Here is a 25,341-nt window from a genome sequence, read left to right as displayed (position 1 = left end):
TTCATTTTATTCTCGATTTACATATAGAATAAGTACAATAATCATTCCACTTAAAATAGTCGTAACAATAGAATAAGAATAAAGAATCATACAAATTGGTAAACAAGCAATCGTAATTAGTCCTGGCTTCGTAAATCCTTTAAATATTAAATAAAATACAATAAAAATGCCTATGAGGGTAAGCGCTATCAAATAATCAAATGCGATTAATCCTCCAATAAATGTTGAAATACCTTTACCGCCCTTACCTTTAAATAAAACTGGGTAAATATGTCCAATAATAACGGCCAATAATGTTAACATTACGAATGTAGGATCTTCAAAAAGATATTTTGCAACAGTAACAACGATTGCTCCTTTAATTGCATCACCTAAAAATGTAGCGATGAAATACCCTTTTCCATATAAGCGCCCCATATTTCTTGCACCAGGATTTCCGCTTCCTTCACCCCTAATATCAACGTTATGTCTCAATTTTGTTACTATATAAGCGGTCAAGATGTTTCCAATTAAATAAGAAGCCACCAAATATAAAAACTGCATACTATTAATCATGTAATCATTCACTTTCTACATGGGATTACATATACAATATTCAATTACTACGTATATTGTACGTTTTAATATACATCCCTTTATACATTTTAACATCATATTTTTACAAATCATACAAAAATTCTCATACGCTATTTTTAAAAATATATATCCCTCATTAAATAATATGTTCCTTTCACTGCCATTTCTGCTTGTGATACAAATATAATTTCTTTCATACTTTCTTCACAGCATTTCTTAAATACAGCAAATATTTCAGGAACTAAACGCAATATACTGCCACTTACTGCAATTGGCGTTGAGTGCTTAAAGTTTAACTTGTTATAAACATTTACTGTAATCCTTGCTAATTCCTTTCCAGCTTGCATTATAATTTCATGTGCATCATCATTTCCATTTCTCGCTTCCTGAATAACTAATGGCGCGATTGCTGCAATTTTATCTTTAGAAGAAGTATATACTAAGCTTTTTATATGAGACGGTGTCAAAAGTTGAAACTGCCTTTGAATATTCAAACTCAATGGACAAAGACTGATTCCTTGATCAAATTGAATTGCCATTTTCTTTAAAGATTGTAATGCAATCCAATATCCACTTCCTTCATCACCTAAAATATGTCCCCATCCACCGCTATACTCATACGCTTCTCCTTTCTTTCCAAGACAAATCGCACCTGTACCACCAATTGTTAAAATTCCGTCATTCCCTTTTAAAGTAGCTGCATGTGCGATCATTGCGTCATTGAATACTTCAATTGGTGTTCCATACTTCTTTTTTAGACGTAATGTTAATTCATTTGTATTTGCTCCACTTACACCCGCTAATCCTAAACAAATACAAACGCAATCCCCCTTTAATAACCCTTTCTGGCATTGATCAATCACTTCCATAATATGCACAAGAGCTTCTTCAAAATCTATTAATATATTTCCAAATCCACTTGTAGCTCTTGCAAATTCGTTACCGTCTTTATCAAATGCAATTGCTTCTGTCTTCGTTCCCCCGCCATCTACTCCAATCATATACTTCATATATTCACCTCATTCTCTTCAAATTGGAGGGAATGTTATATTCCCTAAAACTACAGATTGCTTTGCACCTGTTGCGCTCGGCACATTACTCGGATTACGATGATACGTTTCGTTTGCTAAAATCGCAAAGGCGATTGCTTCTTTCGCCGCTGAGGAATAGCCTAAATCTTCTTGAGTAAATATTTTGCATTTTTCTTCCTTTAATCCAAATCGTATCATTTCAACAAGTGTACGATTATAACTTCCGCCCCCGCCTAAAATTACTTCATCGATTTCATAATACGGAAAAATAAATTCCTGATAATGATGAACAATTGAACTTGCTGTAAACATTGTGACAGTTGCCAATATATTTTCTCTACTATGCTTTTCAAATCGATTCAATAATTCAGTCACAAACGCTTCTCCAAACTGTTCTCTACCTGTTGATTTTGGTGGTTTCACGTTCAAAAATGGATGGTTCATACAATAAGTCAAAATTTCATCTACAACTACTCCCTGTTTTGCAATCTTACCATTTTGATCATATGACAACTGAAATAACCTTTGACATACTTCATCAATTATCATATTCCCTGGTCCAGTATCAAAAGCAATAACACTCTCATTACTTCGTTTACTTGGAACCACTGTAACATTACCAATCCCGCCAATATTTTGTAGTAGTCTATTTTTAGTTTGATGCCGATATAAAATAATCTCTGAATATGGTACAAGTGGTGCACCTTGTCCCCCTGCCGCCATGTCCATCGTTCGGAAATTCGAGATAACTGTCGTGTTCGTTTCATATGCTATTACTGCTGGTTCCCCAATTTGCAATGTTGAAGAAATAATATTTCCTTCTTGCTTTGGCTGATGATAAATCGTTTGTCCGTGAGAGCCTATTAAATCTAATTGTCTCAAAGGAAAATTGGCCTCTTTACAAACTTCCTTTACAGCATTGGCGAAGCATAAACCAAGTTTAAAATTTAAACTACATATAAGTTGGACATTCGAAGTTTCAATTGATAACGCTTGTTGGATCTCATTTTTCATATCATTACAAAATGGAACAGTAGTAAAATGGATGAGTTCGATTTTAGAATCTACACCACTTCCTTCTATATGAACGAGCGCTACATCTATTCCATCCAATGAAGTACCAGACATTACCCCTGCAATATACATAACGTGCATGACCTCCTATTTACTAAAAAACAATCATGTAAGTAACGAACGTACAACCAATCGAAAACAATATAAATCTAAAAAACAACTGAGCTTTCGATGCAAACGATCCATCAATGAAAGAAACAACTACCGTAAGCAAAACGCTTGCCGCAATACTTGTAACGAGCCAGATACTATGCATTTGTGATAGATTTAGCATGCCTAATAAAGGGACAAAAAGTAAATTTGCACAAATCACTCCAAATAATAATAAAAATACGCCTTTATAACTAAATTTTATATTCATTCTATTTCCCCCTTTCTAGTTTTAATGTGAAAGAAGTGATAGACAAAAAGTCTATCACTCAAAATAACAGCATGCAGATTAAGGATTAACAGATTCCCCGTCACCATTCTTTTCAATTTCAAGCATATTTTTGTCGTACATTTTAAAGAATGGTAAATAAATAAGGAACGATATTGCTATATTTATAAAAACTAATACAATCGCACGCCAATCTCCACCTGTTGCTAAATAAGCACCAATTGGAGCAGGTAATGTCCATGGCGGCATAATATGCGTTGGTGTTACAAATCCCATCGCTGTTGCAGCATAAGCTATAGTAGCTGTTACTAACGGTGTAATGACGAAAGGAATAATTAAAATTGGATTTAATACAATCGGCAAACCGAATATAACCGGTTCATTTATATTAAAAATCCCCGGAACAATACACGTTCTCGATAATGCTTTCGAATATTTTGATCGACCAAATACGATCATAGCTAACACAAGCCCTAACGTTGCGCCCGAACCACCAATCCAAATAAACCATTGATAAAACGGTTCTGGTGCAATAAACGGAAAATGACTCGCTCCACTTGCTACAGCTTCACCGTTCTTTCCTAAATACACATCCCAAAGCGGCCTTGCCACAGTACCTACAACTGATACTCCGTGTATCCCGAAAGACCAGAAAAACGTAATTAAAAATACAGGTATAATAACGCCAAAGTAACTATCACCAGCTTTTACTAACGGTGCGGCTAGTTTATCTACAACGTAATGTAAATCAACTTTAAAAACGACTGTAATAAGACTCATAATAATAATAACGAATGCTGCAGGTATAAGTGCTTCAAATGAACGTGATACTGACGGTGGTACTTGTTCTGGCATTTTTATCGTTACGTTATTCTTCTTACAAAATCTTAAAATCTCAACTGATAAAATAGAGACAATCATCGTCACAAATAATCCATGACCTCCGAGGTTTGTCATTGGAAGCATAAATCCTTTTTTATCAATTAACTCAGGCGTTAATGTTAAAAGTAGTGAACATACCGCAAGCTGTGCTCCTGATAAAGCATCTAATTTATAACTTTTCGCTAAATTATATCCTATTCCAAATGCTATATATAAGGACATAATAAACATAGTTAAACGATATGGTATTAATATACTTGTTTGATTCTTTAATGCCCAAACCGATATGAAACTATCTTTCGGCAGTGGTGGAAATGCTACTATTAAAAAGAAGCTTCCTACTATAATAAATGGTAACGCCGAAATAACTCCATCACGGATTGCTTGTAGATGCCTCTGCTCAGAAAGCCTTGCCATCGGGCCAGATAAGTTTTTATCAAGAAACGTGACAAACTTATTCATAACGCTTCCCCCTAACTGATTAATTCATTTACAGTTTTTAATAAAGTCGGGCCTCCAAGCGGCGTGTATGCTTGCGGTGGAATGATGCCACACGGAATAGATTCCTCCTCTGCAAATTTTTTTACAGAGTCAAATCGGTGTCTTATTTGAGGTGCCACCATTACGACATCCCAGCCATTCTTTACTTCTTCCTCTACCTCATTCGTTCCAATTGCATACACTTCCATGTTCAAACCATTTTTCTCCGCTTCTTTTTTTAAAGCGTTTACAACAATTGCACTGGACATTCCTCCAGAACAGACAAACAAAACCTTCATTTATTAATCCTCCTATACTTATAATTTATTACCCTTCAAATGAAAGGAAGTTTCACTTTACTAACAAGCATATGAAGTAGTAAATGAATTTAGTTATAATGAAAGTAAATTTCATTAAAAATATTTTTCCTATTAAATTAATGTTTCAATGTGTAATTTTCTCTATTGCAAGGCCAACCTCACCTCAGATATTATTTTAAATAATCATATGATAGGGAGGCGTATAAATGATCGTTAAACGTTTATTAATGATATGTTGTATCGTCATCTTGTTCATCCCTTTCTCTTTCATTTCCCCTCACTCTACTTATGCTGAAGTAAATACTACGTACAAAAAACATGAATTACGTGCTGTATGGATCGCATCAGTTCTGAATATTGATTGGCCCACAAAAACTGGCTTACCTATTGAAAAGCAGAAACAAGAATTTATAAGATTATTAGACGATGTAAAAAGCACTGGTATGAATGCAGTTGTTGTACAAATTAAACCAACAGCTGATGCTTTCTATCCCTCAAATTACGGCCCTTGGTCTGAATACATTACGGGTACACAAGGAAAAGACCCCGGATACGATCCACTTGCATTTATGATTGAAGAAGCACACAAAAGAAATATAGAATTCCACGCATGGATTAATCCATACCGAATAACGATGAATCACACTGATATAAATCGATTATCAAATAATCACCCTGCAAGGCAACACCCCAATTGGGTTGTACCTTATGGCGGAAAGTTATATTACAATCCCGGTATTCCAGAAGTGAAAAAATTTATAACAGAAGGTGCTTTAGAAATCGTACAAAATTACGATATTGATGCGCTGCATATGGATGATTATTTTTACCCATATAAAGTAGCCGGTGAAGAATTTCCAGATCAGAAAACATACGAAACATATAATAACGGTAAATTTACAAATATAGAAGATTGGCGACGTAACAATGTAAATGAACTTGTAAAAGATTTAAATACTGCTATAAAACAAGAAAAATCATACGTAAAGTTTGGCATTAGTCCGTTCGGTGTATGGCGAAATATAGCTGACGATCCGACTGGCTCTAACACAACCGCAGGCCAAAGAAACTATGATGACCTTTATGCTGACACACGTGAGTGGATACAAAAAGGATATATTGACTACATTACACCGCAAATATATTGGAATATAGGTTTCACCCCAGCTGCATATGACATATTAGTAGATTGGTGGGTTAAAGAAACAAATAACAAACCGATTCATCTATACATCGGTCAAGCGGCCTATAAAATTAATAATAACTCCGTCCCTGCTTGGTCTGATCCAGAAGAATATCCAAGACAAATTACATTAAACCGGCTATATCCTGAAATAAAAGGTAGTATGCATTTTAGCTTAAAAGATATTAATAACAATCCACTTGGAGTTAAAGATAGACTCTCAAAAGACATATATATACATCCTGCATTAATCCCGCCTATGCCTTGGATTGATCATGATCCACCAAAACAACCGACATTAAAAGGTGCCATTCCAAGAAATGAAGGTATTGCAATCGGTATCATTGATAATAGAGATAATGATTCTGCTTATTACGCTATTTACCGCGCGAATGGGCAAAATGAAGTGGATATACAAAATCCTAAAAATTTACTTACTACTGTAAGAAAAACAAAACTTGGAGAAATTTATGTAGATAAAACCGTTATTTCTGGAGAAATGTATACGTATGTCGTAACTGCAGTTGATCGATTGCATAATGAAAGTGTGGCTTCTAGTCATACTACCGTTAGAGCAAAATAAAATCTCATAACAAAAAGCGCCTTAAAGCTGTGATACTTAGCTTTTAAGGCGCTTTTTGTTATTTATTCTTAAACTTCTCAGTCGCTGCTCTCATCTTCACATTTAAATCATGATCAATTGAGTCGCGAATATCTCGCTCTACTACTTCCATTTCTTTTTTGAAATTTTCCAAGTAGATTTTCAATTCTTCTTCCTTCTCTGGTCTTTGTGAAGGTGGTAATTGTACTACCAACGATAACATGGCCGTTAAATCTTTCATTAAGAACGTTTCAAGTTTATGTTGTTGTTCAAACATGCGTTGCTCTTGATAGTACGGAAGTGCATTTAATACTGAAATTGTAATATCATCAACCGTTCTTTGTAATGAAGGATTTATTGAGCGTTTATACGCTTGAATTGTATTTAATGCGTCTGGATAACGGTCATAAAAATACAATTTATAAAATGATAAGTCTGTCGGTTTTACAGTTTGCTGCGTTTCTTGTCTTAAGAAATCTTTCACTTTCATCGCAGCCACATCGATATCTTCACTTGTAAGCTTTTTCGTAGTTTTTGCCATTACATGCACTTTTTTCTGCTTTTCTTTCGGTAACATCGAGAAGACTTGTTCTCTCGTACGTTGACCTGATGCACAGAATAGAGTATTTAGTATATTTTGTTCTTTCTTTCCTTCGGTGCGAATCCAGCGATAAAACAGTGGGTGTTGTGTAAATTCTTGTAGAAACGGTATTGATTTGTTTGATAACTTATCTAAAGAATCTTGCGCTTTTTTATATGGCTTCGTCCATGAAAAATACAGTTTCCGTCCGAAATATACGACTAAAACAACGACAGTAAATGCTATTAAAAGCAATGTACCGAGTAGTAATAGTACTGTTTGAATGAAACTCATTTGTTCACCTCCTCTAATAATCCGTTATTTCCTTGGACGCTGAATGAGTTTCTGCTTCATCTCATCATTAAATGTGTCTAGTTCAATAACAAACTTCTTACTTGACTCAATAATACGTTCTGACGATTTTTCAGATGCCTCAATTGCAGCGAACACATTTTGGAATGATTCGCGTAATTTATCCATGCTAATAGCAGGATTCTCAAGCAATTTCGTCGTTTCTTCTGTATTTTGTTTTAACGCTTGAGAATTACTTAACACCATCGATTCAATTGCTTCATTCGTCGCATTTACGGCATCAATTGTTTTACGTTGATTCGTTAATGCTAGCTGAATAGCAGCTGAAACTGTTACAACGTTTTGCGTCATCGTAATCGCATTACGTATTGCCTCTGTTAATTTTTCATTGTTTTTCTTAATGATGTCTACAGAAGCTATAGATTGTAATAATACACTTTTCGCTTGCTGCATATTACGTGTACGTACAAGTATCTTTTCTAATGCATCGTTAATTAACGGAATATCCCTTTGACGCTCTGGGTTTTGTTTTTCAGCTTCAAGCATGCCAGCAAGCTTTTTCCCTAAGTATACTTGTTTATCAAGAGCATGAATTTTATCGTGCGATTGTTCTTTTAACATTTCAAGACCAACTGTATCCTCTTGTAGGTTATCACGACCAATTAGGAGGGATCTAATAATTTCCTCGATTTGTTTATCTATAGATTGGTATTTATGCACGTATGTTTCAAGTGGATTTTTCTTGAATACTTTAAACATTATTTTCTTCATACCACTTGCTTTAAGTGAATTGGGATCAAGCTCTGATACCACTTTTCGTAATTCTAACAATGTATTTGGAATTTCTTCATTTTTCCCATTCATCATCGCTGTTACAGGGCGTTTTAAAGCTGATAACGTTTGTCCTGCTGCTTGTTGCTCTTTATCCCCTAAATCTCCTAGCTGAGACAATACTTTTGATAAATCTGTATTTTGCTCGCTATTTAACTTTTGTACATAAAGATCAGCTTCTTTATTTAGTTCCTCTAATTCTGCATCTTTTATAACTGTATCAACTACTACTTCTACATTATTATCTTTCACAATGGATACAGGTTCTTTTTTCTCGAGTTCAGTCAACAAAATCGCTCCTTTATTTATATGTGCGAATTCATATGCACTATATTTCATCAATTATATCGTATTTCATATACATTCTGCCTGCTTGAAATCGATTTTTTAGAAATGTCTGTTTATGCAGTCATTCCCTGTTTCTTACTATAAGTATACCTGTAATCAACATAATTTTCCTCAGACTTAAGACCTAGAGAACTACATGCTGAAGGCGGATTCTTCATATATTTCCTAAATAATTTACGTTCTTTCAATCGTGCTACACTCAATCTTTTGACATTCACCCTTTTTCAATGTGATAATTCTATTACGCTCACTTTTATTTATTTTTGCGAGCTACAAATGCTCCCTTTTGAAACGCTAATAACACCGTTTCAAACGTATCATCTTCTTCAATCATTTTTATAAACTCACCTAATTCACTCGCATGAGAAGTTGCATTATCAACAACAAGAAAACCTTTTGGTTGTAACATACGTTTTATATGCTCAAACCACCACATGTATTGCGTACGCTCTGAATCTAGGAAAATAAAATCAAATGAATGATTTAATTGCGAATCTAAAAATGCCCCGGCTTCTTGATTATGAATATCGATTCTTTGTAACAGGTTTGCCTTTTCAAAATTGACAAGTGCCTCTCCAACTCGTTCTGAAGAAAGCTCTACAGTCGTTACATTTCCATTCGTTTCTTCTACCGCATTAGCTAACCACAATGTAGAATAACCATTAGAAGTTCCAATTTCTAAGATGTTTTTTGCATTACACCCTTTTACTAAAATTGATAAAAATTGCCCCATCTCACGAGAAACATTCCGTAATTTTTCTTCCCTTGTTTTTTTATTTCGATCATGCTCTTCTCCATATTGTTCAAGTTGCAATAATAATGAATCTACTGTATCCATTCTTTTCATCGCCTTTCCAAGCAATATGATGAAAAAGCTCTTGCTGCCCGTCTACTTTTTATTATATGCGAAACAAAAACCTTTTTCCTGTTATATGACAAAGATTTATAATTTTTTATAGCATATTGTTTCGTTTTTTGGTAAAGTTAATTTCTACGTGCAATTATTCCATTCATATTATTTCATATTAAAATTGCAGTTATTAAATTATATAAACCCCATTTAAATGAATCGGTATTTCAAATTCAATTAAGCGCCCTTTTCGGACGCATTTTCTTTGTTTATATATTTCCAGAAGAAAGGATGCTTACAAATGAACGTGATTAGCTTAGATGCTGCTCGAAAACGAAAGCAGCATAAAAAATTAATGATTACTATACCGATTATTACACGTATTTATGAAGAAGACGGGGAAATTAAATTTGAGGTAGCTGGCGAAAAAGATGTACCTCTTGAAATGTTAGAAAAATAATAAAAAACGCATTTCTGAAGAAATGCGCTTTTTTATATTTTTACATTTAAATGCATAAGTTTTTCAGGATTAACCATCATATAAATATTTGAAATTTTCTCATCCTCAAATGCAAACGAAAGAACATACGTTACTTTATTATTTATTGTAACTATAACTCCTGGCATACCATTTACCATTTTGAAATCAACAGTGTACTCTTCTGTCAATCGTTGTGCAATCCCAAAGAACAAGCGCATAATTCGATCCGCAGAATAAATCGGATTAATCGCAGTCGTAACTTTACCACCACCATCAGCTTTGAGTATAGCATCTGTTTTTAATACTTCTAACATACCTTCCTCATCCCCACACTGTAATGATGATACAAACTTTTCAACATAAGAAGCCATTTTCTCCGTGCTTAATTTTGATTGCTTCGGTTTCTCCAAAATGCTTTTTCGTGCACGTTGAAAGATCTTCCTGCAGTTCACACTACTCTTATCAACAATTGAAGCTATTTCTTCGTATTCATAACTGAAAACCTCTCTTAATATGAAAACAATCCTTTCTACCTCAGATAGTTGTTGTAAAAGTAATAAATATGCGGTGGAAAGGGATTCTTTCATTATAAATGACTTTGATGGCTCATCACTCTCTTCTACAAGTGGCTCTGGTAACCACATCCCTACATACACGTTACGTTTATGCGCTACCGATCGTAATTTATCAATTGAACGATTTGTCGCCATCTTACATAAATATGCTTTCATATTTTCTATAGATTGAGGATCTTCTATATTATTTAGCGAGATAAATACATCCTGAACGATATCCTCAGCATCCATAACGCTCCCAAGAATTCTGTATGCTAACGAAAATAATAATGGTTGATACGCTTCATATAACTGCTCCGTTTCCATGATGAACTACCTCACTTTCATATTGCTTTAAAATGTGTAACGCTGCACGTTTCCCGCTTGCTACCGCAGCATCAGCTAATATTTCATCATGCCCTGCCCAATCTCCTGCAACATAAATACCTGGCATTTCAGGTATATTTGGGCCCGGTTTTTCAACACGGTCAATATGAGGAAAATCATGTACTACTGTTATTTTCGGTAAATATTGCTGTGCAACAACTTCTCTTTTCCAATTTGGATGTAACAACTCCATCGTACTTTCCAACTGTTCTTTATCTTCATGAATATGATTCATCGCTAGCACAGGATTATGGTACTTAATTAGACTCACTGCAATTGATCCATCTTCACTTAATTTAGCTGCTCTCGATTGATTTGTGAAAAATATAGGTTGATCTAATCCTAATACAAATTGATGTGTAGGATTGGGTAATTGTCTCAAGCCAATATCTAATGCAGCAACAGTAACCGGTACCGATTGTTCACTCCACCTATGCAAACTTGTTCCTTCTGCACCTTTTATTATTTTACAAGCTTCTTTCGGCGGAGTCGTCACGATGACTGTACCTACTTCAAAAACCTCATCATCAACACAATGTATTCTTTGTTTATCTTCGTAATGCTCTATTTCCAAAACATGCTTTTTAGCCAAAAATTTTACCCCGACATCATTCGCTAAATCTCTTAATTTTGTTATTATCGTCTCCCAACCACCATCTACATAAAGCACTCCTTCTTTTATAGAAAGCTGTATTTGCTTTAGTACAGATGATGCTAATTGTATTGTAGGAGCAAACGTATATGTTGTTGTCCGGCATAGCGCATAAAATATATTACGAACCATTGGATCTTTTATTTCATTTTCTGCCCATGTAGTTAGACTCATTTTCGGAACTTCTCCTACATCTAAATTTCCTAAACGAATCATAAGACGTGAGAATTGTACTTTTGCAGACCACGAAAGTAGTGGTGTTGATAAAATTGAGCGAAAATCTGTTGGGATGGTGAATATATCCCCTTTCCATATTCCATGTGCTTTTGTAGATGGTATTCCACCTGGAAGATTCAAACCGAGCTCATTAAAAGTTATAAACGCTGCCCCGCCTCTATATAAAGCATGTGCACCAAGATTCATGCAGATTCCATTTTTATTTATAGTCATCCCTCGGCCACCGAATTGACTGGATTTTTCTAATACAATCACTTTCTTTCCAGCTTTCGCTAAATATATAGATGCTGTTAATCCAGCAAGCCCACCGCCAACAATTGCTACATCAAATGTATTCATAATAAAATCCCTCCTTATCGTTCTACATACAAGACGAACGATTAAGGAGGGATGTGACATGAAAATAAATTTTTATTACCCTACTTTATTTCATTACTTTTTAATTCGGTCATATTGCATACGAAATAACTCAATTGCAAATGGAATATCCTCTTCACTCTTTATATAATAACTGATCCATCCTGATTCAGGTAATACGTGATGTGGTTTTACCAATCCTTGCTTCACTAATTCATCTCGCTTTAACTTCGGAAATGGTAAATCAGCTAATTTATCACCATGAAGATGGCCAAGTTCTTTCTTACCATAATTTATTTCAATACCACCAAATCGATGCGGTTTTTCAGAAACACCCGCCCAGCTGAGTACTTCGTTTCTAATCATTTCACTAAATGACATGAACATTCACTCCTTATAAATGATTGATGTACTTTTAAATTAACATTTTCATTACTTTTTTCCATCAATCCAAAGTATGAATGGGAATACGAATATAGTTTAATCTTTATACTTTATTCTTTATGGAATAAGTGAATTTATTAAGCTACCGACAACAGCACAAAACAAAGACTAGACACATATCCTAATTTTGTAACCTAACTTACCTATAGAAAGGCGGGTAATACAATTGACTGCCAACATCGACTATACCTCCCCCTCAACCAATTTTACTTATGATGTAAATAAAAGTAATTTTTTTCGGAAAGATGCCCAAAATTATATAAATGTACTTGGTATTAAACAATTAAACACTTTAGAAAATACTTCTTTATTAGATATTTATTTAAGTACAGGAAATGTTGTAGAACCACATATTCATCAAAATGCAGCTGAACTTGTTTATTGTATTTCAGGGTCTGCTGTTGTTTCTTTACTTAATCCATTTACGAATCAAATATTAAACTTACCGATAAAACCGGGGCAAGTTGCCAACATTCCACAAGCGTGGTGGCATTATGAAATTGCTACAGCTGATAATACTCATTTATTAGCTATTTTCAATGCCCCAGCGCCAGAAGTTATTTTCGGTTCTGATATTTTAAGATTAACTCCGGCTCATATGATGGCCCATACTTACTGCCTCAATGAACAACAATGGAAACAAGCGGTTTCTCCTATTCAATCAACTACTGTTATTGGCCCTCCGGCAAACTGCAATCAAAACCGTGGAATGAAAAATTACCCAACCCAGCCCCTCCCTCAACAACATAATCCGTATCCCCAAGATTCTTATTACTTTCCTCTTTACTGGGGCTATTAATTTGTAAATTTTTAAAAGAATCATCATTTATCTCCTAGGAAAATACCGAGGAGATTTTTTTATTGTATGTTCTCTTCCTATTAATAATAGTAACAATTGATAGTGTCCATACATATAATATTTATATATTAAATTGGAGGTGATAGTACTATGAGTAATTATAACTATCGAAAAAACTACTCTTATAATAAAAATAGTAGCTCTTCAGCATCCTCTCAATCTTCCAATTCCCAATCTTCCAATTCCCAATCGCAAAGAGACTTAACTCAGCAAGGCTATGTAAAGAAAAAAGGATGTAACTGTAATAAAAATAAATAGTTTATTTTATGGATGAATTCTTTTGTAAAAGAATTCATCTTTTTTTGCTGACCGGAATTTTTTTATGTTACATAACTTATTCCTTAAATAGGAAAGGATAAATTATACTTTTTATACGAACTTAACAAAGAGTGATTATTCAATTGATTTATTACCTATTCCCCCAAAAAATATAGTCCTTCCTAAATTTAGGAAGGACTATATACAAACCTCTGTTTAATTTCCTACTAAACGTTGTAACAAATTAAACGATATTAATACCTGCACTTACAAATCCAGCAACTGCAGCTATTGGACTTGCTGCTGTTAATGAAACATATAACAGTATTTTATCCCCAGCCGCTACTGGAATAGCTTCAGCTATGATTCCTGATGCTGTAGAACCAATCGCTATTGCGGCAAATGCTGGTGTTAATAATAGAGGTGCGCCTTGTACTGTAAACGTATTGCTTGCTGCAGGTGCAGTTAATATTTGTATTTGCACTTGAACAGGTGATAGTGGAGCTAATGCAGCTGTTGCACTAAAGAAACCTGCTAATGACGTAATAGTTCCTGCGCGCGGTGCTACAAATGCATAATCACCTATACCTAATGCTAATGTGATACTTGTTCCACCAGTTAAAGCTACACCAGGCTGACTAAATCCAAATCCAAGAAGAGTTCCTGTATTAGCTATTAACGCGTTAACTAACGCAGATGGAGTTGTACCTGAAGCAAATGGAATAATAGCTCCGCCACCAGTTGCACCTGTTGCTCCAGTTAAACCTGTTGCTCCTGTTAAGCCTGTTGCTCCTGTTGGGCCTGTTGCTCCTGTTGGGCCTGTTGCTCCTGTTGGGCCTGTTGCTCCTGTTAAACCTGTTGCTCCTGTTAAGCCTGTTGCTCCTGTTGGGCCTGTTGCTCCTGTTAAGCCTGTTGGACCTGTTGGACCTGTTGCTCCTGTTAAGCCTGTTGCTCCTGTTAAGCCTGTTGCTCCTGTTGCTCCTGCTCCTGTTGGACCTGTTGCTCCTGTTGCTCCTGTTGCACCAGTTGCTCCTGTTGCACCAGTTGCTCCTGTTGCTCCTGTTGCTCCGCCTCCTGGACCTGTTGGACCTGTTGGGCCGCCTCCTGGAGTTGCACCAATTAATTGAGTTAATAAGTTTAATAAAAGTTGTAAACTTGCCGGATCAATTTTTAAAGAAAAGAAAAATGGTGCAAGAGCACTGTAGAATTGTTGTAATAAAGAAAGTAATTGACTTAGATTTGGGTTAGGAGACTGTAGTAAATTAATAATACTTTGAATTAATTGTTTTAAGAAATTCCCTTCTGGGGAAGGTGCTAATTCATTTAGTAAGTTCAATAGTTGAGTAAACAAATTGAGTAAAGCTAATCTGTTTGCATCACTTGGATTTGCAAAAAACGCTGCAACAGCCGCTATTAAAGAGTTTAGTAAAGTAATTAATCTACCTAATTGCTCACTAGTAATTGGAACTGTCTGTGGATTGTTACAGCAATCTGGAGTGAAAACAATCGGATTATTGCAGTGGTTATGACCGAAACAATTATTGCTTGTCATTTATGTCCTCCTTACTTGTTTTATATTTGAGTTTTTCCTATTATAAGGATCATAAAGTTGTAAAAGAGTATGTGTTATATATTGACTTAAAATAGGAAACATGAAATATAATTAAACTTGCAAACGCTATTTAATTATGTTCATGACTCACATATTAATTATATGTTTTTAATAATTGACTGCTTAGATTAAATACCTAAACTTAAGAGTTTATTTTATTTTTCCACGTTTATCTCTTAGGTTCAAATACACATATTAATTTGAATATACTCAACAATTAACGGTGCCATTTTTTACATATAAATTCACATTATTTCTTTACTAAAATTGTGGTCTCTTTTTAAACATGAAGCCGTTTGTATCATAGAGAACTCTCATATAATATATTGAAAAATTCATTCTATATTTTATTCCAATACACAATGAAAAGGATTGAAAGTAAATTTCCTATCATTCAACCATTTATAACATCTAGAAATTGAATGTACCTTCACTTAATTTTAACTATTTAAATATGAAACAAAAAGGACAGATTCCTTTTCATTAAGGATCTGTCCTTTTAATTAATAATGATAAATTGTAATATAATTGAAGATCCTTGCGATGGTGGTTGCGTATCCAATAAAGTTAATTTACCAGTACTCACTTCATATAATGGTTGTGGCTGCAGTATTCCGTTAACAAACAAATTAATATAAGAAACTTCACTAGGAGACAAAATATTTGTTGTACCATATTGAGGTATCCCGTCAGTATCTGTATATATAAGTTTCTCTCCATCTGCAAAAGTGTAATATAACAAATTGGTTGTTGTTATAGGGCCAATACCCCCAGTAGGACCTGTTGCTCCAGTTACTCCCGTTGGTCCTGTTATTCCAGTTGGTCCCGTTATTCCGGTTGGTCCGGTTACTCCTGTTGGTCCTGTTGGTCCTGTTGCTCCGGTCGGTCCCGTTATTCCGATTGGTCCCGTTTCTCCGGTTAGCCCGGTTACTCCGGTCAGTCCCGTTACTCCCGTTGAACCTGTTATTCCGGTCGGTCCCGTTTCTCCGGTTGCTCCCGTTATTCCGATCGGTCCCGTTTCTCCGGTTGCTCCCGTTATTCCGATCGGTCCCGTTATTCCGGTCGATCCCGTTTCTCCGGTTGCTCCCGTTATTCCGGTCGATCCCGTTTCTCCGGTTGCTCCCGTTATTCCGGTCGATCCCGTTATTCCGGTCGGTCCCGTTATTCCGGTCGGTCCCGTTTCTCCGGTTGCTCCCGTTATTCCGGTCGGACCTGTTTCTCCTGTTGGAATATAAATTGGTGGAAGAATCGGAAATGTAGGTCCAATATTTTCTGGCCCTATCATCCCCTTATTCAATGATAAATTGTCATTGCGTTTCAATTTAATACCTCATTCCACATGTTTTTTAATTCATACACATCATTATGATCCTATTATTCAAGAATGACTTTATAACTATTCTCTTTTTCTTCCCAAAGAATTATTACATATATTAAACATTTTACCGTTGCTATAACCGCTTTAATTAATATAATAAATAAATCATTCTATTTAAAAAGTACTAAATCTATAACATTCTTATTTAAAAAGATGAGGTGATTTATATTCAAGATAATAATGAAATTAGAAAAAAAGAAATAATGTCAATGGCCCTTGACATTATTTTCCCTTACAGGCTTACTGGGCCTACCGGAAGTACTGGGCCTACCGGAAGTACTGGTTTAATCGTTACAACAAACTCTATGTTCGCTAATAATACATTAGGTGGTCCCATCTCTGTGATATTAGGTGGCACTAATATTCCTCTTTCTAATAACCAAAGCCTCGGTAATTTTACAGTTAACGCCTCAAACGATATATTTACAATTCCTGTAACTGGAAGATATCATTTAACCTATCAAGTTAATACGACAACCTCTCTACTTGCTGGAACAAGACTACTATTAAACGCTTCTACGCCAATTCCTGGCTCTATTTTTTCTCCCGCGTTATCAACTTCAAATTATAGTAATAATTTAATTACTAATTTAAATGCTGGTAATACAATTTCACTACAATTATTTGGTATATTATCCGTCGTGAATTTAGTTGGAGGCGGATCAACAGGTGCCTCTCTTACAATTATACGAATTGATTAAAAAATGATTCATTCTTTTTATAATAAAAAATCTAAATACTCACTTAGTAAATGTTACTATAGTGATTAAGTAATAAAAACAAATTATACTATATCCATAGTAGAAAACATCTATACTAAATTTTCCGTATATATATTATCAATTTACACTTCCCCCAAGTCGATGTTACATTAAAGATGAAGATTGTTTCTCCTTTACAGACCATCTCAATATGTATTTGAGAAACATCTCCAATCCTATACGCGAGAGCAATACTATATTGACACTCAATTGAGTGTCTTTTTTTATTCAAAAAAATAAAACCATCTCTTATAGATGGTTTTAACAATACACATTTACTTTTACTCTTTATATTATTGCCAGCTTATAAAGCTGGATAATAAATAGTCATACTTAACCGAGTTAATGTTCTTCCTGAATTAGTATAAGTATGCGGTCTATCCGCCTTAAAGCGAATTGAGTCTCCATTATTTAACGTATATTGACAATCATTTATATCAATTTTCAATTCCCCTTCAAATACCGTTATAAATTCCTCAGTACCCTCTTTATGTGCTTCTGAACTTAAATTCCCTTCTGTTTCAATTTCAACCGTATAGATTTCGAAGTTTCTATCATCTTGGAAAGGAAATGAGGGATACACTTTATATCTCCCATTGTCTTCAGACAATGCTTGAACATCATTTCGTAAAATCACTTTCGTATCAGGCTGTGGATTATTAATTAAAGAGGTAAAGGATACTTTCAAACCATTAGCAATTTTCCATATTGTTGTTAGTGTCGGGCTTGAATCTCCTCTTTCAATTTGTCCAATCATCGTTTTACTTACACCTGTTAATTGAGAGACCTTTTCTAAACTTAATTTTTCTTTTTCACGTATTGATTTTAAATTTTTTGCCAGAATAAGTTGAATTTCTTCCATAAAAAACACTCCTACATTGTATACAATATAACGTCCGTTATGTATAATAAAAAGCACACGTTATATTGTTCTTTTTGATCATTATAACATACAAAATAATTAGGGGGTTTTAAAATGCCAATATTTTCTTTTTTGTTATTTGTTTTTATAAGCAGCTTCACACCTGGCCCTAACAATTTCTTAGCTATGACATACGCAAATCAACACGGATTAAAGAGAAGTATAAACTTTTGCTTTGGAGTAGCATTCGGTTTTTTCATCCTCACTTCTTTATGTAGTTTCTTTAATATTGTATTAATTAATATTGTACCTATAATTGAATTGCCTTTAAAGATTTTAGGTGTCGCGTATATGCTATATTTAGCCTTTAAAATAATCACTAGTAAAGGCAGTGCAGAACCCGATGAAAAAAATAATAAAAACTTATTTACAGTGGGTATTTTTCTTCAATTTGTTAATCCAAAAGGAATATTATTTGGACTCACCGTAGTCTCTACTTTTATACTCCCTTACTACAACTCATATTCAATTTTTCTACTTTTCTCATTATTCCTAGGTATAGTTGGTTTACTGAGTACATTTAGTTGGAGCCTTTTTGGTTCCATGTTCCAAAAAATTTTATTAAAACATAATCAATTATTTAACATCATTATGGCTGTTTTATTGATTTTCAGTGCTATTTCAATTGTTATTCACTAGCTATTAACTCATTCTGGATGCTTTTTATCCTCTTTTCTGTATACATCACATCAATATTATAATAATCCTAAAATGTTTTTATTAATAATCTATTTCGTAGTTTCACAATTTATGGATTGGGACTACGAAGTAAACTAGAATGTTTCTCACTAGATAATATTAATTTTGTTGTGTGCCGCTAGCTTAATAAAGTTCTTCAACATTATTCGCTTTAGTATTATACGATTGTAGGCAAAATGAAAACAATAAGTCTACAACATAGGTATTTTAAAATCTTTTTATAATTATAGAGAAAAAATACCGTATAATATAAATTACTGCTCTTTAGGAGGATCACAATGGCTGATAAGTATAAATTTTTAATTCTCATTGTTACCGCATTTTTTTCATTCTTTTCTTTAATAAAAGATTTCCGCAACACTTCAAAAAGTTTCTTTTGGGGTAGTTTTTTAATTCTTACAAGCTTCATGATACTATTAATACATGCTCTAGATTTAACTCAAATACTTATTTATCCAAAGCAAATTGCGCTTGAATTTATAACAATACCACGTAAATTATTTTTGCCATCTGTCACTGAGGCCGCCAGTTTCCCTACAACACTAAGATAATAATTTGATTAAGAGCTCTTTTTTAACCTAAACATACCATATACAAAATCCAACCTTAATCACTTAATTACTGATAAGAACCTAACTTATAAAACGCATAATAATTATACTCATTTACTAGTATACAAGCCGTATCTCTTAGTAGAAGCACAGCATAGAATACGATACAGGACAAAACCTTCAAAAAACTTGTCTGAGTTAATTCTCAAAAAGGGGTGAATATAAATGCCTATCGTTAAACCTTTTATAGCTGGAAGACGATTTGTAAGTACAGCAGCAACAGGAACTGCTGCTGGAGCAGATTTAACTTTTGCTAACACAGACTTCACTGATGACACTGGCGCTGTAACAACATTCCCTGCTTCTTATGCCTTTTTAACACTTTATATTAATGGTGTTATTCAAACAGGTGATACTATTACTGGTGTGACTACTACAGCTGCTACTATTGTAGGAGGAGCAGTCCTAGATGGAGGCACTCCTATTGCAATTGAATTTACTATAACGTAACTTGATTTATCTTTTTAGAGGTTTCATTAAAAGAAACCTCTAATTTTAAAAATTCACATCAATTTTAGTAGCAACTACATATAGTACAGTGCATATACTAGATAGAATGATAGGAACTTATACTCACTCACAAAAAGAGCACTTATCTATAGTGACCTTTTATATGGCACAATAATTCTTCTCCTATTTGCTCTTAGAGAACCTACTAAGCAGTTAGCTAATTTAGCTAACTGCTTTTTCCATATATTATTTATAGCTTTATCCGTAATAGTAACGCTTGTGCACTATCTACTATAAATTTTCATATATTGTATTATGATTGTCCAAAACGTGAAGTTAATACTCACGCAATCTAAATACAAGAAAGGAGTGAAAATATGCGCTCATCAATTCGTAAATTCGCTAATTTTAATTGTGAAGCACAAGCACCTAGTACACTACCTGCCCTAGGTTTTGCCTTCAATGCTACTTCACCTCAATTTGCAACATTATTTACACCACTACTATTACCTAGTACAGGCCCAAATCCTAACATTACTGTCCCTGTAATCAATGATACAATTAGTACTGGAACTGGTATTAAAATTCAGATAGCTGGTATTTATCAAATTAGCTATACATTAACAATTAGCCTTGATAACGTTCCGGTAGCCCCGGAAGCAGCGCGCTTTTTCTTGACATTAAATTCATCGACTAATGTTATTGCAGGATCCGGAACCGCAGTCCGTTCTAATATTATCGGAACTGGTGAAGTCGATGTATCAAGTGGTGTCATTCTAATTAACTTAAACCCTGGTGATGTAATTCAAATTGTCCCCGTTGAAGTAATAGGTACAGTAGATATTCGTTCTGCAGCGTTAACAGTTGCGCAAATTCGTTAATAAAGTGAAACTTTAATCAGCCCTCACCTAACTTCTTTGCTTCCACTGAATTTTGAGGTGGGGGCCTTACTGCCCGGCAAATAGCGGGATAAAAACAAAAGACTTGGCTAACTAACATTTAATGTTCCTTATACACACTAAAATATATTTTTATAGATTTGACACACATTTATATTAAACAAGCATATTTTATTGTATGTTGACTATATAGTCATACAAATCTAAAGCGTTCATAAAAGCACACTTATATGTGTGCTTTATTTTTAATTAAAACCTACAACATTCTCAAACAATATCCATATATTATCTTGATTTCTCTCTAAATATATAGTTTGTCTCAGAGCGCTATACTGCGCTCTTTTTATTTAAATCCCAATTTTTAAAGTTCGATTTTATGATTTACGTTATACACATGGTCCGCTACTTTTGAAACAAGGTATACATCTAGAACACTTCAGTCATAAAGATATGTTCATAACATTAAATCGCTATTCACATGTTTTGCCTGGAATGCAGGAGGATGCTGTTAAAATATGTAGTGAAAGACCATTAGAATAATAATATTTTCAAATATAAAAAAATGCGGTTTCTCCTCTCAAGAGAAACCGCAACATATCAATGCTTTTACTATATTTTAAACTGACTCGTATACAAATCAAAATAGAATCCTTTATCTTCCATGAGAGATTCATGATTCCCTCTTTCTAAAATATTTCCATCTTTTATAACAAGGATTTGATCTGCCTTTTCAATTGTTTTAAGTCGATGAGCGATCACAAAACTTGTGCGACCTCTCATTAAATTATTTAGTCCTGCTTGTATTTGTAATTCTGTTCTTGTGTCAATATTAGATGTCGCTTCGTCGAGAATTAATATATCTGCATCTGCTAAAATTGCTCGTGCAATCGCAAGAAGTTGTTTTTGTCCTTGACTTAAATTCGATCCTTCTGAAGCAATTTCTGTTTCATATTGATTTGGCAAATGCTTAATAAAAGAATGTGCAGATGCTGCCTTAGCTGCAGTGATGACTTCTTCATCACTAGCATCTAAGCGTCCATAACGGATATTATCCATAATCGAGCCTGCAAATAAATACGTATCCTGTAAAACTACTCCTATTTTACTTCGTAAAGAATTAATATCATAATCTTTTATACCTTTTCCATCAATATGAATTTGTCCTTGCTGTATATCGTAAAAACGAGTTAACAAATTAATGATTGTTGTTTTCCCTGATCCAGTCGGACCAACTAAAGCAATTGTCTCTCCTGGCTGCGCTTTAAGACTTACTTCTTTTAAAATCGTTTTATTTTCTGCGTAGCCAAATGAAACATTCTCAAGTACAACATGCCCTTGTAAATTTTGTACAACAAATGCGTCTTTTTTATTTTGAATTTCTGGTACCTCATCCATAATCTCAAAAACACGTTCTCCACCAGCAACTGCTGCTTGAATTGTATTCATTAAAGTCGCAAATTGACTTAACGGTCTTGAGAATTGACGAGAATAATTAATAAAAGCCGCAATAACACCTACTGTTGTCATTCCGTTTAAGACCATAACTGATCCAGTCCCAATGACAAGCCCCATACCTAAGTTATTAATAAAGTTCATACTTGGAAAAATAAAAGCTGAAAATGTATCAGCCTTCGTAGCTGAAACTCTTAGCTGTTCATTAATTTTATTGAAATTTTGTACAGTTTCTTTTTCTTTTCCGTACAACGTTGTAACATCCGCACCTGTAATTGCTTCCTCAATAAATCCATTTAATTCACCTAAATCTTTTTGACGCTTCGCAAAGTTTTTACCACTATATGCAACTAGTTTTTTTGTAACGTAAAACATAATAGGTACTGTAATTAAAGTTACAATTGCTAAAATCCAATTTAAGGCGAACATCGCAATCGTTACACCTATAAAAGTTAACGCTGATGAAATAATTTGTACAACACTTTGTGTCAAAGCTTGGTTCAAATTATCTATATCATTTGTCACACGGCTCATTAAATCACCTTGAGAACGTACATCAAAGAACCGTAAAGAAAGCGTTTGGATTTTCTCAAAAATATCTTGTCGTATTTTTTGAATTGTTTTTAATGCAACGTTAATCATGACAAACGTTTGTAACCATGTTAAAAGTACCGTTACACCATAAATCGCGATAAGTAACATACACATTCTTGCTGTACCACTTAAATCTTTCGGTACAATATATTGATCTATAATGACTCCCATAAAATATGGACCTAATAATCCAAGTAATGTAGTAACAACTACTAGAAATATAACAAACATAAGAGCAGCTTTTTGATAGCCCATATAATTCCATATCCGCATTACAGTTCCTTGAGCATTTTTAGCTTTTCCCATCTTTGGCGTGTTTCTTCTACCTTTATTAGCAAATTGTCCTTGAAAATTACGCATGTTCTTCCCCACCTTCTTTATACAAATTACCACCTTGGGAAAGATAAATTTCCTGATAAACCTCACTTTGTTCTAACAATTGTTCATGTGTACCATTACCAACTAATTCACCATTATCTAATACAAGTATTTTATCCGCATCCATTATGGAAGAAATTTTGGACGCAATTAATAAAGTCGTTGTGCCTTTATATTTTGTTTTTAAAGCTGTTTGAATAGTAGCCTCTGATTTCGCATCAACTGCTGATGTAGAATCATCTAATATTAGAATCGGTGGTTTTCTCACAAGTGCTCTTGCAATTGATACACGTTGTTTTTGTCCACCTGATAGATTTGTTGCACCTTGTGTTAAATTATATTGATAAGATTCTTCCAGCTTATTGATAAACTCAGTCGCACAAGCTGATGCAGTTGCTACTTCCAGCTCATCGTGTGTTGCATCTTCTTTACCATAACGTAAATTCTCTTCTATACTACCTGAGAACAACAACGCCTTCTGAGGTACAAAGCCTATTGAAGCACGGAGTTTTTGCAAATCATATGTTTTAACATCTATTCCATCTATACATATTTCACCTTGATCCACATCATATAGACGTGGTAACAGTTTCGCTAAGGTTGATTTACCACTTCCAGTCGATCCAATAATCCCTACTTTTTCACCTTTTTGTATGCTAAACGAAATATCTTTTAAAACATATTCATTATTTTTCGTATAGCTATAACTAACATTTTTAAATTCTATATTCCCCTCGATTTTCTCAGGTTCAATCGCATTCGCTTCGCTTATAATATCAACTTCAGTATTTAACACTTGCTTTACACGATCCGCAGATGGAAAAGCTCGCGCAATTTGAATAAATACCATGCTAATCGACATAAGTGACATTAAAATGATATTCAAGTAATTAATAAATGCCAAAATCGCTCCTACTTGAAGTGTTCCACTGAATACTTTTTCTCCACCAATCCATAATGTTGCAACAATCCCGCCACTTACAACTAGCATAATGATTGGCATCATTAAAGAAATAAGTTGCACAGCTCGAATATTTATCTTCGTTAAATTTGTATTTACATTTCCAAATTGAGCGATTTCATATTTTTGTCTTACATACGCTTTTATAACACGCACACCAGATAAATTTTCTTGTAACTTTGTATTCACTTTATCTAATGCCTCTTGCACCTTTTTAAATGTACCACTTGCTTTACTTGCAATTAAAATAATTGCAAGTAATAAAATTGGAACAACTACAAGTAATATTGGAAATAACTCTCGCGCTGTTACAAAAACAATAATTATACTTCCGATAAATAACAGTGGGCCACGAACGAGAACACGTAATGTCATCGTCATTGCCGATTGAATAGAAGTGATATCATTCGTCACAATCGTTAATAATTTACCTGTTCCAAATGAATCACGATTATTACTAGAAAATGTTTCTATTTTCGCAAACACATCTTTTCTTATGTCTGTAGCGAAATTAACAGCTGCTTTTGTAGAATACATCATACACCCAAGCCCTCCAACTAAACCGAGTGCTGCTGCCCCTATCATAAGAAGCCCCATTTTTATTACATAATTTAAATCCCGATTTGCAATCCCAACATCAATGATATGTTGCATAATAGTCGGTTGAATTAAGTCCATCGCAACCTCAAGTACCATAAATAGCGGTCCAATAATAGCGAAGAACATGTATGGTTTTAAATACTGTAATAACTTACGAAATGATTTCATACATAATCTCCTTTTCCCATGAAATTACCACTGAATAATTCATATCCCTCCTTATTTAAGCGATATATTTTGTAATTTCTTCATTACTTCTATTATATTATGTAAATTAATATTTAACATTATTAAATGATAAGCATTAATGACTTTCTGGTCAATAAATGTGCTTTATATTATGTAAAT

The 25,341-nt window shown here is 34.1% G+C and carries 25 protein-coding genes; 8 read left to right on the top strand and 17 right to left on the bottom strand.

Annotation, left to right across the window (positions count from 1 at the left end):
* Window positions 1–6: 6 nt before the first annotated feature.
* The 6 genes from plsY to DOS87_RS11810 all read right to left on the bottom strand — a co-directional run bounded on the left by plsY (window position 7) and on the right by DOS87_RS11810 (window position 4,721).
* Complete coding sequence (plsY, locus tag DOS87_RS11835) at window positions 7–555, bottom strand: glycerol-3-phosphate 1-O-acyltransferase PlsY (RefSeq protein WP_000610878.1); 549 nt, start codon at window positions 553–555, stop codon at window positions 7–9.
* 137 nt (window positions 556–692) lie between these two features.
* On the bottom strand, window positions 693–1,586 hold the full coding sequence (locus DOS87_RS11830; RefSeq protein ID WP_000876580.1) for a BadF/BadG/BcrA/BcrD ATPase family protein: 894 nt from the start codon (window positions 1,584–1,586) through the stop codon (window positions 693–695).
* Window positions 1,587–1,604: 18 nt separating this feature from the next.
* Entirely contained in the window at window positions 1,605–2,753 is a 1,149-nt protein-coding gene (anmK, locus tag DOS87_RS11825) for an anhydro-N-acetylmuramic acid kinase AnmK (protein WP_000274969.1), read from the bottom strand.
* A 22-nt stretch (window positions 2,754–2,775) separates the two neighbouring features.
* Complete coding sequence (locus DOS87_RS11820) at window positions 2,776–3,042, bottom strand: hypothetical protein (RefSeq protein WP_001021963.1); 267 nt, start codon at window positions 3,040–3,042, stop codon at window positions 2,776–2,778.
* Window positions 3,043–3,120: 78 nt separating this feature from the next.
* Entirely contained in the window at window positions 3,121–4,404 is a 1,284-nt protein-coding gene (locus DOS87_RS11815; protein ID WP_001032289.1) for a PTS sugar transporter subunit IIC, read from the bottom strand.
* Between the two features lie 11 nt (window positions 4,405–4,415).
* Window positions 4,416–4,721, bottom strand: coding sequence for a PTS sugar transporter subunit IIB (locus tag DOS87_RS11810; protein ID WP_000865904.1), 306 nt, complete (start codon window positions 4,719–4,721; stop codon window positions 4,416–4,418).
* Window positions 4,722–4,948: 227 nt separating this feature from the next.
* On the opposite strand from DOS87_RS11810, the gene DOS87_RS11805 reads away from it, so the two are divergent.
* Window positions 4,949–6,508 carry a glycoside hydrolase family 10-like protein gene (locus DOS87_RS11805; RefSeq protein WP_017763147.1) on the top strand — a complete coding sequence of 520 codons (1,560 nt, stop codon included), beginning with the start codon at window positions 4,949–4,951 and terminating at the stop codon, window positions 6,506–6,508.
* Window positions 6,509–6,566: 58 nt separating this feature from the next.
* Here the strand turns inward: DOS87_RS11805 and DOS87_RS11800 are convergent, their stop codons facing one another.
* From DOS87_RS11800 to DOS87_RS11790, 3 genes are all read right to left on the bottom strand, one after another.
* Entirely contained in the window at window positions 6,567–7,400 is an 834-nt protein-coding gene (locus DOS87_RS11800) for a DUF3974 domain-containing protein (RefSeq protein WP_000008362.1), read from the bottom strand.
* A gap of 24 nt (window positions 7,401–7,424) precedes the next feature.
* Window positions 7,425–8,537 carry a toxic anion resistance protein gene (locus tag DOS87_RS11795; RefSeq protein ID WP_000137396.1) on the bottom strand — a complete coding sequence of 371 codons (1,113 nt, stop codon included), beginning with the start codon at window positions 8,535–8,537 and terminating at the stop codon, window positions 7,425–7,427.
* Between the two features lie 313 nt (window positions 8,538–8,850).
* Window positions 8,851–9,444 carry an O-methyltransferase gene (locus tag DOS87_RS11790; protein WP_002082794.1) on the bottom strand — a complete coding sequence of 198 codons (594 nt, stop codon included), beginning with the start codon at window positions 9,442–9,444 and terminating at the stop codon, window positions 8,851–8,853.
* Window positions 9,445–9,748: 304 nt separating this feature from the next.
* On the opposite strand from DOS87_RS11790, the gene DOS87_RS11785 reads away from it, so the two are divergent.
* On the top strand, window positions 9,749–9,907 hold the full coding sequence (locus DOS87_RS11785; protein ID WP_001100984.1) for a hypothetical protein: 159 nt from the start codon (window positions 9,749–9,751) through the stop codon (window positions 9,905–9,907).
* A gap of 32 nt (window positions 9,908–9,939) precedes the next feature.
* Here the strand turns inward: DOS87_RS11785 and DOS87_RS11780 are convergent, their stop codons facing one another.
* The 3 genes from DOS87_RS11780 to DOS87_RS11770 all read right to left on the bottom strand — a co-directional run bounded on the left by DOS87_RS11780 (window position 9,940) and on the right by DOS87_RS11770 (window position 12,496).
* Window positions 9,940–10,809: a sigma-70 family RNA polymerase sigma factor gene (locus DOS87_RS11780; protein ID WP_000447150.1), complete on the bottom strand. Its 870-nt coding sequence runs from the start codon at window positions 10,807–10,809 to the stop codon at window positions 9,940–9,942.
* Window positions 10,787–12,097 (bottom strand): phytoene desaturase family protein, encoded by a 1,311-nt coding sequence (locus DOS87_RS11775; protein WP_098578416.1) that lies wholly within the window; start codon window positions 12,095–12,097, stop codon window positions 10,787–10,789. The genes DOS87_RS11780 and DOS87_RS11775 overlap by 23 nt, the downstream gene beginning before the upstream one ends.
* A 93-nt stretch (window positions 12,098–12,190) precedes the next feature.
* Entirely contained in the window at window positions 12,191–12,496 is a 306-nt protein-coding gene (locus tag DOS87_RS11770; protein ID WP_000010317.1) for a luciferase domain-containing protein, read from the bottom strand.
* A gap of 229 nt (window positions 12,497–12,725) precedes the next feature.
* Between DOS87_RS11770 and DOS87_RS11765 the strand changes: the two genes are divergently transcribed.
* Complete coding sequence (locus DOS87_RS11765; RefSeq protein WP_000126322.1) at window positions 12,726–13,358, top strand: cupin domain-containing protein; 633 nt, start codon at window positions 12,726–12,728, stop codon at window positions 13,356–13,358.
* 562 nt (window positions 13,359–13,920) lie between these two features.
* Here DOS87_RS11765 and DOS87_RS11760 read toward each other — a convergent pair.
* Together DOS87_RS11760 and DOS87_RS11755 are read right to left on the bottom strand one after the other, a co-directional pair.
* Window positions 13,921–15,228 (bottom strand): exosporium glycoprotein BclB-related protein, encoded by a 1,308-nt coding sequence (locus DOS87_RS11760; RefSeq protein ID WP_208730262.1) that lies wholly within the window; start codon window positions 15,226–15,228, stop codon window positions 13,921–13,923.
* A 559-nt stretch (window positions 15,229–15,787) separates the two neighbouring features.
* Window positions 15,788–16,609, bottom strand: a complete 822-nt coding sequence (locus DOS87_RS11755) for a DUF4183 domain-containing protein (RefSeq protein WP_086391119.1) — start codon at window positions 16,607–16,609, stop codon at window positions 15,788–15,790.
* A 215-nt stretch (window positions 16,610–16,824) separates the two neighbouring features.
* Here DOS87_RS11755 and DOS87_RS11750 point away from each other — a divergent pair, with 215 nt between their 5' ends.
* Window positions 16,825–17,367 (top strand): BclA C-terminal domain-containing protein, encoded by a 543-nt coding sequence (locus DOS87_RS11750; RefSeq protein WP_098578419.1) that lies wholly within the window; start codon window positions 16,825–16,827, stop codon window positions 17,365–17,367.
* A 364-nt stretch (window positions 17,368–17,731) separates the two neighbouring features.
* Here DOS87_RS11750 and DOS87_RS11745 read toward each other — a convergent pair whose 3' ends face one another.
* Window positions 17,732–18,289 (bottom strand): helix-turn-helix domain-containing protein, encoded by a 558-nt coding sequence (locus DOS87_RS11745; RefSeq protein ID WP_000391292.1) that lies wholly within the window; start codon window positions 18,287–18,289, stop codon window positions 17,732–17,734.
* A gap of 114 nt (window positions 18,290–18,403) precedes the next feature.
* On the opposite strand from DOS87_RS11745, the gene DOS87_RS11740 reads away from it, so the two are divergent.
* The 4 genes from DOS87_RS11740 to exsF all read left to right on the top strand — a co-directional run bounded on the left by DOS87_RS11740 (window position 18,404) and on the right by exsF (window position 20,990).
* Complete coding sequence (locus DOS87_RS11740) at window positions 18,404–18,988, top strand: LysE family translocator (protein WP_001121279.1); 585 nt, start codon at window positions 18,404–18,406, stop codon at window positions 18,986–18,988.
* A gap of 338 nt (window positions 18,989–19,326) precedes the next feature.
* The gene (locus tag DOS87_RS11735; protein ID WP_000774122.1) at window positions 19,327–19,599 is read left to right on the top strand and encodes a hypothetical protein; all 273 of its coding nucleotides are present in this window, start codon (window positions 19,327–19,329) and stop codon (window positions 19,597–19,599) included.
* 225 nt (window positions 19,600–19,824) lie between these two features.
* Entirely contained in the window at window positions 19,825–20,109 is a 285-nt protein-coding gene (locus tag DOS87_RS11730) for a DUF4183 domain-containing protein (protein WP_001123247.1), read from the top strand.
* Between the two features lie 377 nt (window positions 20,110–20,486).
* Window positions 20,487–20,990: an exosporium protein ExsF gene (exsF, locus tag DOS87_RS11725; protein ID WP_001257874.1), complete on the top strand. Its 504-nt coding sequence runs from the start codon at window positions 20,487–20,489 to the stop codon at window positions 20,988–20,990.
* A gap of 627 nt (window positions 20,991–21,617) precedes the next feature.
* Here exsF and DOS87_RS11720 read toward each other — a convergent pair.
* Window positions 21,618–23,414 carry an ABC transporter ATP-binding protein gene (locus DOS87_RS11720; RefSeq protein ID WP_097981669.1) on the bottom strand — a complete coding sequence of 599 codons (1,797 nt, stop codon included), beginning with the start codon at window positions 23,412–23,414 and terminating at the stop codon, window positions 21,618–21,620.
* Entirely contained in the window at window positions 23,407–25,161 is a 1,755-nt protein-coding gene (locus DOS87_RS11715; RefSeq protein WP_000834778.1) for an ABC transporter ATP-binding protein, read from the bottom strand. The genes DOS87_RS11720 and DOS87_RS11715 overlap by 8 nt, the downstream gene beginning before the upstream one ends.
* Between the last annotated feature and the right edge of the window lie 180 nt (window positions 25,162–25,341).

The sequence above is a fragment of the Bacillus sp. CR71 genome (assembly GCF_003429245.1).
Lineage (GTDB): Bacteria > Bacillota > Bacilli > Bacillales > Bacillaceae_G > Bacillus_A > Bacillus_A thuringiensis_S.
This window is presented reverse-complemented; position numbering and strand designations above follow the sequence as displayed.

Coding starts and splice junctions, on each gene's coding strand:
- plsY (WP_000610878.1), bottom strand. CDS start 555: ATGATTAATAGTATGCAGTTTTTATATTTGGTGGCTTCTTATTTAATT.
- DOS87_RS11830 (WP_000876580.1), bottom strand. CDS start 1,586: ATGAAGTATATGATTGGAGTAGATGGCGGGGGAACGAAGACAGAAGCA.
- anmK (WP_000274969.1), bottom strand. CDS start 2,753: ATGTATATTGCAGGGGTAATGTCTGGTACTTCATTGGATGGAATAGAT.
- DOS87_RS11820 (WP_001021963.1), bottom strand. CDS start 3,042: ATGAATATAAAATTTAGTTATAAAGGCGTATTTTTATTATTATTTGGA.
- DOS87_RS11815 (WP_001032289.1), bottom strand. CDS start 4,404: ATGAATAAGTTTGTCACGTTTCTTGATAAAAACTTATCTGGCCCGATG.
- DOS87_RS11810 (WP_000865904.1), bottom strand. CDS start 4,721: ATGAAGGTTTTGTTTGTCTGTTCTGGAGGAATGTCCAGTGCAATTGTT.
- DOS87_RS11805 (WP_017763147.1), top strand. CDS start 4,949: ATGATCGTTAAACGTTTATTAATGATATGTTGTATCGTCATCTTGTTC.
- DOS87_RS11800 (WP_000008362.1), bottom strand. CDS start 7,400: ATGAGTTTCATTCAAACAGTACTATTACTACTCGGTACATTGCTTTTA.
- DOS87_RS11790 (WP_002082794.1), bottom strand. CDS start 9,444: ATGAAAAGAATGGATACAGTAGATTCATTATTATTGCAACTTGAACAA.
- DOS87_RS11785 (WP_001100984.1), top strand. CDS start 9,749: ATGAACGTGATTAGCTTAGATGCTGCTCGAAAACGAAAGCAGCATAAA.
- DOS87_RS11780 (WP_000447150.1), bottom strand. CDS start 10,809: ATGGAAACGGAGCAGTTATATGAAGCGTATCAACCATTATTATTTTCG.
- DOS87_RS11775 (WP_098578416.1), bottom strand. CDS start 12,097: ATGAATACATTTGATGTAGCAATTGTTGGCGGTGGGCTTGCTGGATTA.
- DOS87_RS11770 (WP_000010317.1), bottom strand. CDS start 12,496: ATGTCATTTAGTGAAATGATTAGAAACGAAGTACTCAGCTGGGCGGGT.
- DOS87_RS11760 (WP_208730262.1), bottom strand. CDS start 15,228: ATGACAAGCAATAATTGTTTCGGTCATAACCACTGCAATAATCCGATT.
- DOS87_RS11745 (WP_000391292.1), bottom strand. CDS start 18,289: ATGGAAGAAATTCAACTTATTCTGGCAAAAAATTTAAAATCAATACGT.
- DOS87_RS11740 (WP_001121279.1), top strand. CDS start 18,404: ATGCCAATATTTTCTTTTTTGTTATTTGTTTTTATAAGCAGCTTCACA.
- DOS87_RS11735 (WP_000774122.1), top strand. CDS start 19,327: ATGGCTGATAAGTATAAATTTTTAATTCTCATTGTTACCGCATTTTTT.
- DOS87_RS11730 (WP_001123247.1), top strand. CDS start 19,825: ATGCCTATCGTTAAACCTTTTATAGCTGGAAGACGATTTGTAAGTACA.
- exsF (WP_001257874.1), top strand. CDS start 20,487: ATGCGCTCATCAATTCGTAAATTCGCTAATTTTAATTGTGAAGCACAA.
- DOS87_RS11720 (WP_097981669.1), bottom strand. CDS start 23,414: ATGCGTAATTTTCAAGGACAATTTGCTAATAAAGGTAGAAGAAACACG.
- DOS87_RS11715 (WP_000834778.1), bottom strand. CDS start 25,161: ATGAAATCATTTCGTAAGTTATTACAGTATTTAAAACCATACATGTTC.